The 12,218-nt window shown below is 65.5% G+C and carries 12 protein-coding genes; 7 read left to right on the forward strand and 5 right to left on the reverse strand.

The features are described from left to right. The first annotated feature begins 48 nt into the window (after positions 1-48). Entirely contained in the window at positions 49-909 is an 861-nt protein-coding gene (locus M1D32_RS01610) for a GAF domain-containing protein (RefSeq protein ID WP_458780633.1), read from the forward strand. Further along, the gene (locus M1D32_RS01615) at positions 906-1,871 is read left to right on the forward strand and encodes an SGNH/GDSL hydrolase family protein (protein ID WP_458780634.1); all 966 of its coding nucleotides are present in this window, start codon (positions 906-908) and stop codon (positions 1,869-1,871) included. Before M1D32_RS01610 ends, M1D32_RS01615 begins: the two co-directional genes overlap by 4 nt. Here M1D32_RS01615 and M1D32_RS01620 read toward each other — a convergent pair. Continuing rightward, the gene (locus M1D32_RS01620; RefSeq protein WP_458780635.1) at positions 1,868-3,220 is read right to left on the reverse strand and encodes a uracil-xanthine permease family protein; all 1,353 of its coding nucleotides are present in this window, start codon (positions 3,218-3,220) and stop codon (positions 1,868-1,870) included. The genes M1D32_RS01615 and M1D32_RS01620 overlap by 4 nt on opposite strands. A 194-nt stretch (positions 3,221-3,414) precedes the next feature. Between M1D32_RS01620 and M1D32_RS01625 the strand changes: the two genes are divergently transcribed. Then, positions 3,415-4,020 (forward strand): malonic semialdehyde reductase, encoded by a 606-nt coding sequence (locus M1D32_RS01625; protein ID WP_458780636.1) that lies wholly within the window; start codon positions 3,415-3,417, stop codon positions 4,018-4,020. Between the two features lie 127 nt (positions 4,021-4,147). After that, a complete protein-coding gene (locus M1D32_RS01630; protein WP_458780637.1) occupies positions 4,148-4,639 on the forward strand; it encodes a 2'-5' RNA ligase family protein in 492 nt (163 codons plus the stop codon). Here M1D32_RS01630 and pgm read toward each other — a convergent pair. After that, complete coding sequence (pgm, locus tag M1D32_RS01635) at positions 4,636-6,300, reverse strand: phosphoglucomutase (alpha-D-glucose-1,6-bisphosphate-dependent) (protein WP_458780638.1); 1,665 nt, start codon at positions 6,298-6,300, stop codon at positions 4,636-4,638. The genes M1D32_RS01630 and pgm overlap by 4 nt on opposite strands. 178 nt (positions 6,301-6,478) lie before the next feature. On the opposite strand from pgm, the gene M1D32_RS01640 reads away from it, so the two are divergent. Continuing rightward, a complete protein-coding gene (locus tag M1D32_RS01640; RefSeq protein WP_458780639.1) occupies positions 6,479-7,474 on the forward strand; it encodes an NERD domain-containing protein in 996 nt (331 codons plus the stop codon). Here the strand turns inward: M1D32_RS01640 and M1D32_RS01645 are convergent. Further along, the gene (locus M1D32_RS01645; protein ID WP_458780640.1) at positions 7,434-8,393 is read right to left on the reverse strand and encodes a LysR family transcriptional regulator ArgP; all 960 of its coding nucleotides are present in this window, start codon (positions 8,391-8,393) and stop codon (positions 7,434-7,436) included. The genes M1D32_RS01640 and M1D32_RS01645 overlap by 41 nt on opposite strands. Before the next feature lie 69 nt (positions 8,394-8,462). Between M1D32_RS01645 and M1D32_RS01650 the strand changes: the two genes are divergently transcribed. Then, entirely contained in the window at positions 8,463-9,059 is a 597-nt protein-coding gene (locus tag M1D32_RS01650) for a LysE/ArgO family amino acid transporter (RefSeq protein WP_458780641.1), read from the forward strand. Between the two features lie 57 nt (positions 9,060-9,116). Beyond that, positions 9,117-9,674, forward strand: a complete 558-nt coding sequence (locus M1D32_RS01655; RefSeq protein ID WP_458780642.1) for a DUF4190 domain-containing protein — start codon at positions 9,117-9,119, stop codon at positions 9,672-9,674. Between the two features lie 349 nt (positions 9,675-10,023). Here the strand turns inward: M1D32_RS01655 and M1D32_RS01660 are convergent, their stop codons facing one another. Both M1D32_RS01660 and M1D32_RS01665 read right to left on the reverse strand, forming a co-directional pair. Further along, positions 10,024-11,805, reverse strand: a complete 1,782-nt coding sequence (locus tag M1D32_RS01660) for a glycoside hydrolase family 5 protein (RefSeq protein WP_458780643.1) — start codon at positions 11,803-11,805, stop codon at positions 10,024-10,026. A gap of 82 nt (positions 11,806-11,887) precedes the next feature. Beyond that, positions 11,888-12,178: a hypothetical protein gene (locus tag M1D32_RS01665; protein ID WP_458780644.1), complete on the reverse strand. Its 291-nt coding sequence runs from the start codon at positions 12,176-12,178 to the stop codon at positions 11,888-11,890. Positions 12,179-12,218: the final 40 nt, after the last annotated feature.

Below are 12,218 nucleotides of genomic sequence, written 5' to 3' on the forward strand. Positions count from 1 at the left end.
AAATCGAGGTTTTGCAGTAGGCCGACGCGCTCAACAAAGGCGTGGAACATGGCCGCTGAACCCGCAGGACAGGTTGGCTGGGGACCGCTCCCACTGCCCCCGGAACCGGTTTTCGACAGCAAGGACGTCGAAAACTACCTTTGGGAAGTCACCCATGACTTCATGGCGGACATCAAGGGCGAAAGCCGCGGCATCGGCTGGGCAGCCACCCTCTTCCGGTTGGGGAAGGGGCACACCATCGCCGCGAGCACGGATCAGGCACGCGAAGCGGACCGGGAACAGTGTTCCTTCGCTGACGGGCCGGTCATCGAGGCCTTGCGGACAGGCGAATTCGTGTTGCTCTCCGACGTCAGCCGGGACCGTCGCTGGCCCGGGTACGCGAGTGCGGCGGCAAGCCACGGCGTCCAGTCCCTCCTGTCGGTGCCCATCGTCGCCGAGGGCGGGACGAGCGCCGCCATCAACCTCTACGCATCCTCACCCCATGCCTTCACCAGCGACGACCTTCTCCGCATCCGGAGCTACGTCCAGCAGGTTGCCCGCGCCCTGCGCGTAGTGGTGCGGGTAGCGGAGCGCGCGGAAGCGACGGCGGGTCTCGCCGTCGCCCAGAGCTCCCTGGTCCTGGTGGACCTTGCGGTGCGAAGCCTGATGGACGAGTACGGACTCTCCCGGGAAGGTGCCCTGCGGTTCCTGCAGCGGGAGGCGTCCCACCATGAGCTGGGTCTGCGTGATGCCGCACTGACCATCGTTGCGCCCGGACCTGGCCGGGATCCTTCCGGGCCGCGGCGGGAGACTTTCGAAGACATTGAGGACTTCCGCCTGGTGGCGCCCGCGGAACTGGACCAGCCGCTTGAGGCAGGTGCTGCCCCGGAAGCGGATCCTTCCCCCAAGGTGAGAGGACGGCGCTCATGACCAACGGCCAGCAGGAGACACGGGCAGGACTGCCGCCGGCAGGGCGGCACCCCTGGCACCGCTTCGTAGCCCTCGGCGACTCCTACACCGAAGGGGTGGGTGACCCCGAGCCCCGCAGCATCGGCGGGCTTCGCGGCTGGGCTGACCGGGCGGCGGAGGAACTCAGCGCCGGCCAGCACGACTTCGCCTACGCCAACCTTGCGGTGCGCGGGCTGGTGCTCCAGGAAATCCTGGATGGGCAGCTGGAGCCCGCCTTGGCCCTCAATCCGGACTTGGTAGGAATGTCCGGCGGCGGTAACGACATCATTTTCCATCGGGGCGACCCCGACAAGCTGGCCGAGAAGATGGACCAGGCGGTGGACCTGCTGGCTGGTGCCGGGGCCACCGTCCTGCTGTTCGCCGGACCGGACTGGGGCAGTACGCCGGTGTTCGGCCAAATCCGGGGAAGGCTTGCCGTGTACAACGAACACCTCCACACGGTCGCCCTGCGCCACCACGCCGTGATGGTGGATCTGTGGTGCCTGCCGGCGCTCCACGATGCCCGGATGTGGGACCGGGACCGGCTGCACCTTTCACCGCTGGGCCACCACGCAGTGGCCGTTGCGACCCTCGATGCTCTGGGAATACCCCATTCGCTCAAGGCCCTGGAGCCGCGGCCGGTGCCGTCCCACGGCTGGACTCAAGCCAGGGCGGAAGACCTGATCTGGGCCAGGCAGTATCTGTTTCCGTGGGTCCTGCAGCGGCTCCGGCCCCGGCCGGTGGAGTCCCTGGCCGCAAAGCGGCCGCAGCCCGGCCCCGTCTTCGGCCTGGGCCGGCCCGGCCCGTTCCCGCCCGGCCACCCGGCCGGGTCCTTGACGCCGGACAGGCTCGAGGGGCTGGAGGGCAGGGCGAAGCGCAAGGGCAGGGCCAGGCGTGACGGCAGGGGGAAGCCGGACGTCGGCGAATCCGGCGAAGTCGCCTAGCGCTTCTTTGGCGCCCGCTTGGCTGCTGTGTTCATGGCCGCCTTGGCTGCAGGCGGCAGGCCGGCCTGCTCGGTCTCGGGCTCAGCTACCGTGCCCCTGGCCTTGGCGATGGCCTTCATGCCGTGGTAGATGACCAGGGCAGCGGCCGATCCGAGTGCAATGCCCGTGAACGTGAGGTCCCCGATGGCCCATGTGTAGTCGGCGATGCCGATGATCAGGGCAACAGCGGCAGTGGTCAGGTTTACCGGATTGGAGAAGTTCACCTTGTTCTGCACCCAGATCTTCACACCCAGGATGCCGATCATGCCGTACAGCATCGTGGCTGCTCCGCCCAGTACCCCCGGCGGAACGGTGGCGATCAGCTCACCGAACTTAGGGGAGAAGCTCAGGAGGATGGCGAAGACGCCCGCTACCCAGTAGGCCGCCGTCGAATAGACCTTGGTGGCGGCCATCACGCCGATGTTTTCGGCATACGTGGTGGTGCCGGACCCGCCGCCGAATCCGGCCAGGACGGTGGCGGCGCCGTCAGCCATCAACGCACGTCCGGAGACGCCGTCGAGGTTTTGGCCTGTCATTGCGGCAACCGACTTCACGTGGCCGATGTTCTCCGCCACCAGCACCAGCACAACGGGTACGAACAGGCCCAGCACACCCACATGGAACTCGGGGGTCTGGAACTGCGGCAGGCCCACCCAGGCGGCTGCCTCCATCTTTTCGTAGCTCACCTCGCCCCGGAGCATGGCCACGAGGTAGCCCACCACCACGCCCACCAGGATGCTGAGGCGGCCCAGGATGCCGCGGAAGAGGACACTCACCAGGATGATGGTGGCCAGCGTAACGACGGCGGTGACAGGGGCGGCGTCGAAATTGTTCTTCGCGGCGGGGGCAAGGTTGAGCCCGATCAGCGCCACGATTGCGCCGGTGACGATAGGCGGCATAAGCCGGTTGATCCAGCCCGCGCCGAACTTCTGCACGATGGCGCCCACCAGGGCCAGGACCGCTCCGGCCAGGACTACCCCACCCAGGGCACCGGGCACGCCGAACTGCTGCTGGGACGCCATGATGGGGGCGATGAACGCGAAGCTTGAGCCGAGGTAGCTGGGCACGCGGCCCTTGGTGATCACCAGGAACAGCAGCGTGCCGATGCCGGAGAAGAACAAGGTGGTGGCCGGGGGCATCCCGGTGATGATGGGCACCAGGAAGGTGGCGCCGAACATCGCCACCACGTGCTGCATGCCCACGCCGATGGTCAGTGGCCAGGCCAGCCGCTCGTCCGGGGCCACCACATGGCCCGGCTTGATGGACTTGCCTGTGCCGTGCAGCTTCCATTTGATTCCGAGCATGCTCATGGTGGGGGCCTTTCAAAGGGGGTGCCGGGGCCGAAGATCGCAACTGGCTCCAGAATACCGCCCGCCTTTTATGTGGTCAGCTGTGCCCAACGTCACCTGCCGTCACGGGAAGAGGACCCGGCTACTTGAAGCTGCAAGTATGGAAAGCAACGAGGCCACCCCAGCAGCGGGGAGGCGCAGCGAAAGGTAAGCCCATGACCATTGCCCACGAAGAAGCAGTCATTGATGCGGCCGCCGTCGACGCCATCTTTGCCCAGGCCCGCACCGCCAACTCCTTCACCGGAGAGGTGACGGACGAGCAGGCCCAGGCGATCTACGAACTCACCAAGTTTGGCCCCACCGCCTTCAACTCACAGCCGCTGCGCGTCACCTACGTCCGCTCCGACGAGGCCCGCGCCAAGCTCGTGGACGCCCTCATGCCCGGCAACCGCGCCAAGACGGCATCCGCCCCGCTGGTTGCCATCCTCAGCTACGACACCGACTGGGCCGGGCAGTGGGACAACTTCCTCCCCGGCTACAACGCTCCGAAAGCCATGTACGACGCCAACCCGGAACTGGCCGCCGCCACGGGCAACAACAACGCCCACCTGCAGGCCGGCTACTTCATCCTGGCCGTCCGCTCCCTCGGGTTCGCGGCGGGCCCCATGACCGGCGCGGACTTCGGTGCCATCGACGCGGCTTTCTTCCCCGAGGGTGACCAGAAGAGCTTCCTGGTGGTCAACATCGGCCAGCCCGCTGAGGACGCCTGGGGCGAAGCCAAGCCCAAGTTCGCTTACGAGGATGTAGTCCGCACCGTCTAAACCCCCGGACGCTCTCTCACTTAATGGGTCATTTCCGCCAACCCTCTCTCACTCCTGAGAGAGGGTTGGCGTTTAAGGCGCATTAAGTGAGAGAGCGTTTGGGTCGGGGCAGTGGGAGACTGGGCAGATGCGGAACCTCATCCTGGTTGCCTTCGTCGAGCCCGTGGCGGACGGGCTGGTTTTCCCGCGGACGCACTGGCCCCTGCACATCACGCTTGTGAGGTTCGACGTCGGCACTGATGACTCCGCCGAACAGGTGGCAGTCCTTGCCGCACCATCCGCCCGGGCAGCCCTGGGTGCCGGCCTCACGGTGGGGGAGGATGCCGGTTTTGGCCGGAACGGTTCTGTGCCCGTCAGCCTCATCCAACCGCAGCCGGACCTGCAGGCCCTGCACGAGCAGTTGGTGACCGCCGCCCAGAGCCTTGGCGGCAAGATCCTCACGCCCGCCCACACAATGTCGGGTTACCGGCCGCACGTCTCACACCACGGGGACAAGCGCCTGAACCCGGGCGACGCCGTCGTGCTTGACCGGATCGCCTTGGTGGACATGGCGCCGGACGATGACCGCACCGTCCGGCGCATCCTGCGGCTGTGGAGCCGGGACCAGGCAGCCGGCTAGGCGATGACGCCGTCCACCAGGGCCTTGGCTTCCGCCTGCACCTGCTGAAGGTGGTCCTCGCCCTTGAAGGACTCGGCGTAGATTTTGTACACGTCCTCGGTGCCGGAGGGGCGGGCGGCGAACCAGGCGTTCTCCGTGACCACCTTGAGCCCGCCAATGGAGGCGCCGTTGCCGGGAGCCTCCGTGAGCTTGGCGATGATCGGCTCGCCGGCCAGCTCGGTTGCCGTAACGTCCGACGGCGACAGCTTGCCGAGTGCCGACTTCTGCTCGCGCGTGGCTGCAGCGTCAATGCGGGCGTAGACAGGCGCTCCGAACTGGTCCGTCAGGCCCTTATAGAGCTGGGACGGGGACTTGCCCGTGACGGCGGTGATCTCCGAGGCCAGCAATGCCAGCAGGATGCCGTCCTTGTCCGTGGTCCAGACGCTGCCGTCCTTTTTGTTGAATGATGCGCCGGCCGACTCCTCGCCGCCGAATGCACCTTCACCGGAGAGCAGCCCCGGCACAAACCACTTGAAGCCGACCGGGACCTCTACGAGCTTGCGTCCCAGGCTTTCCGCCACGCGGTCGATGATCGAGGACGACACCAGGGTCTTGCCCACCACCGACTCCGGGTTCCAGCCGCTGCGGTTGCGGTACAGGTAGTCGATGGCGACGGCGAGGTAGTGGTTGGGGTTCATCAGGCCGCCGTCCGGGGTGACGATGCCGTGGCGGTCGGCGTCGGCGTCGTTGCCGGTGGCAATGTCAAAGGCCGACTGGCCGGACGATGAGGCGTCAGACATCCGCTTGATCAGCGAGGCCATGGCGGCGGGCGAGGAGCAGTCCATACGGATTTTCTCGTCCCAGTCCAGCGTCATAAAGGCCCACTGCGGATCCACGCTGGGGTTCACCACGGTGAGGTTGAGGTGGTGGCGCTCGCCGATCTCACTCCAGTAGTCCACGGCTGCGCCGCCCATGGGATCCGCACCGATCCGGACGCCGGCGTCGCGGATGGCGTCAAGGTTCAAAACGGAGGGGAGATCGTCCACGTAGCTGCTGAGGAAGTCGAACTTGCCCGTGGTGTCAGCCGCCAGCGCGTCGGCGAGCGGGATGCGCTTGACGCCGCGCAGGCCGTTCTCAAGCAGTTCATTGGCGCGGTTCGCGATCCAGCCGGTGGCGTCGGAATCGGCCGGCCCGCCGTGCGGAGGGTTGTACTTGAAGCCGCCGTCGGCCGGCGGGTTGTGACTGGGGGTGACCACGATGCCGTCAGCCTGCGGAGCGCCGGCGCCGGCATTCCTGTTGTACGTGAGGATGGCGTGGCTCAGGGCCGGGGTGGGGGTGTAACCGTGGCGCGCGTCGATGAGCACCTGGACGCCGTTGGCGGCCAAGACCTCGAGTGCTGAGTTCTGCGCCGGCTCGCTCAGGGCATGGGTGTCCTTGGCCAGGAACAGCGGGCCGGTGATGCCCTGCCCCGCCCGGTACTCCACAATGGCCTGGGTGATGGCGACGATGTGCTTCTCATTGAAGGACGCCTTGAGGCTGGAACCGCGGTGCCCCGAGGTGCCGAACGCCACGCGCTGGCCGGGATCACCCAGATCCGGCGTGATGTCGTAATACGCGTCAAGAAGCGCTGTGATGTCAACAAGGTCCTGGGGTTGGGCAACTGTGCCCGCGCGGCTAGCCATGGCACCAGCATGCCAGACCCGGGCCGCAGCCAAGACGACCCGTCCATAATCCGGCCCTTGTGTCCCACCCTGTGACGGAACAACGTCATCAAGCAAGTAGCTCACATGAGTACCGGGGCCCCAAAGTACTTATATACCGCCGCCCGCGCGCCCTGTTACTTTCGAGAAATCGGGCGGAATGTCCAGAAGCAAAGGGACGACGGCGGCCTGGCCGCTGTCGTCCTCCGGCAAGGGAAGCAGGGCGGCCATGGGGGCAGGAGACGGGGCAAGGGAGCAGTCCAGGCTGGCTGCGGAAAGGGTTGCCAGGCTCAAACGCCAGCTCGACCAGGCCGAAAACTCCACCAAGCCCTGGGACACCGGTGCCGTTGGCGGACAGGTGGTGGCGGAGAAGCTGAGCGAACTGGTGCCGCGCGGCTGGTACGTGCTGCACGACGTCTACTGGCCGGGCAGGCCCAAGGCCACCCTGGACCACGTCCTGGTGGGACCGGGTGGTGTTGTGGTGGTAGGCGACAAGAACTGGGCCGGAGAAGTCCGCGTGGCCTCGGGGGTCCTGTGGCAGGGCCGCTACGCCCGGCCCCAGGCCGTGGAAGGGGCCCTGGCCCAGTGCGCCGCCGTCGCCTCCGTGATGGCTCCGCCGCACCGCCGGTTCGTCCGTCCGCTCATTTGTATGGCTGCGCAGCCGGACCTTTTTGGTGTGACGAACTCCGATGTTGCCGTGGCAGGTGCCCAGCGCGTGGTGGGCGCCATCGAATCACTCCCGCCGGTGCTCGACCAGCAGACGGTAGTGGGGCTCTACGAGCGCCTCGGCCAGCAGCTCACGCATGAACAGGAGCCCGGGATCACAGTGTTCCGGAATGTCCGGCCCCGGACGGTGGTTCGGCCAGCAGGTGCCCTGCCGCCACGTGGGCCAGTGACCGAGGGTGCGGCTGGACGAGCAACGGCTGAGGATTCCCCTTCCGAAGGTGGCCCCAGACCCGCAACGCCCAGGAACACCTCAAACCGGAGCGGGAGCTCTGCGCGGCATCCGGCGGGCCGCCACCTCAATGCAGCCGGGGTGCGGCACGGCCGGAACGCCAAGGCCCACCAGCACGCCGGATCCGGTGCGGGCCGCCTGGCGCTGCTCGCCGCGTTCGTCATTTTCGCCGTCTATATCCTGCCGTACTGGGGGTACTAGCACCACTGCCGGCCCGTGACGGCGACTGTTCCGTGCCTGCCCTGGAGTGGGCCGGAACCAGCAGTTTGCTGCTGGCCTGCCGGACTGTCTCCGTAAAACGGTTGAGCCGTTCGGAGTCCAGCGTCCAGGACTGCCAGTAGAGGGCGACGTCCTGGTGGCTGTCCTCCAGGCGGACCAGGGACCCCTCTGCGATCTCATCGGTGAGCTGCAGTTGGGGGATCATTCCCCAGCCCAGCCCCGCCCTGACAGCGGCGAGGAATCCTTCCGAGGACGGAACGGTGTGGGTGGGAGGAAGCTGGTGGATACCTTTGGCATCAAGCAGCTGACGCTGGAGGGTGTCCTTGGCGTTGAACTTCAGTACGGGCATCGCCGCCCAGTCCAGGCCCTCGGGACTGGTAAACCGGCCACCCAGTCCGGCGGCGGCCACCGGGATGTAGCGCATGTGCCCCAGCAGCTCCGCCCGGCAGCCGCTCACCGGGACGGGATCAGAGGTCACTGCGCCCATCACTTCCCCTTCCCTCAGGAGCTGGCTGCTGTATCCCTGGTCCTCGACATGGAGGTCGATGGTGACGTCATCCCAGCCAGCGGCCTCTGCCAGGACCGGGACGAACCAGGTGGCCAGCGAATCCGCGTTGACGGCCAACGGCAGGTGGGTCCGGGACGACCCGCCACTGCCCAGGGCGTTGGATGTCTCGGCCTCGAGCACCTGTACCTGGCGTGCCATGCGCAGCAGGAGCATGCCGGCGTCGGTGGTCGTGCACGGCACCCGCCGGCGCACCAGGACCTGGCCCACGGAGCCTTCCAAAGCCTTGATCCGCTGGCTCACGGCGGACGGGGTGATGGACAGCGCGTCCGCCGCGGCCTCGAAAGTGCCTTCGTCAACCACGGCAGTCAGTGCCCTCAGATGCTCAAAGTTCATGAAGATATTCTAATGTTCTGGCAGTATCCGTTATTTGTCTTCATCCTCTGCGTCCTTTAGCGTCGAAGCATGTGGACTGTAGGGCTGACCGGACTTCTGACCGGCCTCGCGTTGATCGTGGCAATCGGGGCGCAGAATGCCTTCGTGCTTCGCCAGGGAATCCGGCGGGAACACGTGGGTGCGGTGGTGGCCGTATGTATGGCAGGTGATGCATTGCTGATCCTCGGCGGCACGGCCGGCATCGGGGCTCTTGTCACCCGCTTTCCGGAGGCCTTGGAGATATTGCGCTGGAGCGGGGCTGCATACCTGCTGTGGTTTGCCGTTCGGTCCTTCATTGCGGCGTCGAAGCCCTCCTCGCTGACAGAACAGCCTCCACGATCCAGACACTCGGTGATCGCCACTGCCGCCGCCCTGACCTTCCTGAACCCCCACGTGTACCTGGACACGGTGGTACTGCTGGGCAGCCTTGCCAACCAGCAGGGCGTCGGGACCCGGTGGGTCTTCGCGGGCGGTGCCGTCACCGGCAGTTTGCTCTGGTTTTCCGCCTTGGGGTATGGAGCGCGAAGCCTGGCGGGGGTCCTCAGCAGCCCGCGGACCTGGCGCTGGGTGGACCTGGCCATCGGGGTGTTGATGCTGGTGCTCGCCATCAGGCTTGTAGTGCACTGACCGGTTCCAGAGGGCGCTTCAGCGGTAGGCTGAAAGCAAAACTCCCAGGGGGAAACCGTGACTGACCAGCCCGCCCACCGGCCTGAAGCCGAACGCCCTGACGACGCCCCGCCGTCGGCCTCTGAACCGCCCCGGTTCGCCCCGCCCTACGGCACGGACGGTCCGGCTCAGCAGCAGTTCGGACAGGGCTATGGGCAAGGCAGCCACGGACAGGGCGGCTACGGGCAAAACCAGTATGGAGAACCCGGCCGGTACGGCGGGCCGTACGGCCAGCCGCCAAGCCCGTACAACCAGCCGCCGATGCCCTATAACCAAGCGGGACCCTATGGCCCGCCCGGGTATTACGGTGTGCCGGCCGAGCCGAAGACGCTCAGTATCGCCAGCATGGTGTGCGGCATTGCGTCCGTGATCATGGGCTTTCTCCTCCTGCCTCAGCTGGCCGCGATCGTCACCGGTCATATGGCGCTGAAGCGCGAGCCGTCGGGCAAAGGCATGTCCATCACCGGCCTGGTGCTGGGGTACCTCTGCCTGCTGGGCTACGGCGCGCTCTGGCTGCTGGCAATCATTGGCCTGGCGGTTGCCAGCTCCACCACCAGTTCCTCGTCCACCTTCTGAACCGGGAGGCGACGGCGGCCCGGGCTGATGTGCCCGCGCCGCCGTCGCAAGTCTTAGGCTTTGGTTGCTGCCGCGAGTGGAAGGCTTTCCGCGGTGCCCTCCGAATAGAGTGATTCGGCGGGCGCACGGTTGGTGGCCTTCGCCCACGGGTAGTAGACGGCGAGGGTGACGGCGATCCAGCGGCCGTAGCGGCCGTCCTGGGTTCTAGAGTGCGGGGAGATCCAGCCGGTCCCGGGAAATCATGCAGTAGTCCACAAGATTGATCACGGACCACGGCATGAACAGCTAAGGAGACAGGGGGCGGGGCGTGTCGAAGTTGGTGCGGGGCAGCTTCTCTCGATAGTTCCACTCAACCTAGTTGGCGGGCGAAAAGGTCCTGAAGCTCCTGGTTCGGTTCACCGGGAGCGCCGGTGCTGCTGAGGTAAAGCCCCATCTGGGCGCCGTGGTATTCCCAGTAGGCGAAGCTCAAATCCTTGGCTTCGAGAAGTTTGAGCATATCCGCAACGTATTCGCCGCCTCCCTTACCGTTCATCTCGAAAGCCTGGCGGACCAGGCCAAACTCCAGAACCGACATGGGAACATTGTTTTCTTCGCCGAACTTCGTGTGCTTTGCCATTTCATGTGCCAGATATTCCGGCCCGCGCTCAAGGAATCCACCACCGGCGGCTCCCGACGTGTTCGCGTACACATCAAGGTGAAAACCAATGTTCGTACCATCGCTGGCGGGGGCCACGTCCTGTCCGCGCATGTACCCCTGAATCCGATACTGGTTACCCGGGACCACCTTGAACAGGTGCCCGTCGTTGCTCCAGCCGGCGATGGCGCCGGCGCCCTCTGCCTGGGATATCGAGAGGCTGGCGTTGTCCCCGTTACCGACTGCTTCCCTTGCAAATAGTGCCGGGGGATTTTCTTTGCCGCCGCCATTCCACTCATGCCAGTTGACGAGGCCGTCCTGGCCGAGTTCTTCGCGAAGCACCTCGCGGATCTGGTTGCCGTCGGGCCCATACTCCGTCACCGTCATTGTGTCGAAGTAGGCTGTTCCCTTCATTCCTCCCTTGGCGGTGATAACAGGCATCGCCGCTACGGCCAACGGGTCGGTGATCGGGATGATGCCGCTGTCGTATGCCTTCCAATCCGAGGTCCCGGCGGACAGAGAGGGGGTAGCAACAGTGCTCCCCGTCAGCAGCGTTCTTTCGCCGGTGGGCAGGATCACCTCAGGGGCCGGGTACCGGCCCCCATCCTGAATAGGCCCTTCAACCCAGGACGCGTATTGGTGGGTGTATTTGATGGGCTCATAGAAATGGAAGTCGTAGAGCACATTCTTGTCATTAACCAGGAAATGCTGCTCGATTCCTGGAGCGCCATAGCGTCCGTTGACCCCGTAAATCCCACCCACCACCAGCAGGTGGTTCTGGTCCACTGAGCGCACAGCGTCGACCATCTTTTGCGCGAGATCCCGCCACTGCTGGCCCGTAGAGTCGGTAGTTACCGGCTCGTTGAGCAAGTCGTATGCGGCGATGACAGGCTCGCCGCTATAACGGGCGGCAATGACACGCCACAGGTCTGCATTCTGCTGCTGGAGCCGGGGATCGGACCAGATGTCGAAACTGACGGCATCGCTGGTCGGGTCCAGCCAGAAGCCTCCGATCGGCGTGTGCAGGTCCAGAATCAACCGAACCTGGTGTTGCCGCGCCCACCCGACATTCTGGTCAAGCCACGCCAGGAACTCCTCCGGGTCATCGACGTACCAGTCGCCGTCGAACGCGAAGCGCACGCTATTGAACCCGAGTTCCTTGACCCGGGCGAAGTCCGCTTCCGAGTGGTGCTGGGAGCTCAAGAGCTCGGAGCCTTTCAGATTCCGTTGGTAAAAATTTGAGAAGTTCACTGCTTTAAGCCGTGTGGGTGTGCCGTCGACTACCAGGCCGCGGTTATCGGCCGTGACAAACTCCCGAGGAGGCTTCTGCTCGAGTGACGCCTCATCGTCGCTCCCGCCGAGCGTGCACCCGGCGACCAACAGGGTAACCATCAGCAGTAGGACAGCCTTGAGCCATCGAGGGGAGGGGGGCAGAAGTCCATGCCGGAAACGTTTAAGCGGCGGGTGCTGCACCGGCCGATCGTAGACTTCGGGCATTGCAGCCTCCCATTGTTCGACCTACAGGCGTCCAGCCTAAACAAATCTCCGGTGACTTGTCTTGAGGCGTTCGATAACTATTTCATTGCCGAGTGCAGGACCGGTGCATGGTGAGGGCGCCGGAACGGAGGCTGAAGCACCGGTCCGGCGACAGCTTAGCCCTTAGAGAATCAGTCACGGGCCTCTCAGCGGGGCAGCTCCACGTCCAAAACCAACTCGATGTGGGCCAGCATGGCCTAGGCGCTCTTTCGGCATCCTGGCACTTCATGGCATACGCGATCTTGCGGTGCGATGCCAGGGACTGCTCGGGCCGCCCCGGCTGGCCAAGGGATTCCATCCTCGTCGCGAGGATCATTTCAGCTATCAAGGCCATAAGCTGTGCCAAGACCGAGCAATCGGCCGCGGCGGTGATG

The sequence above is a fragment of the Arthrobacter sp. D3-16 genome, assembly GCF_054408515.1.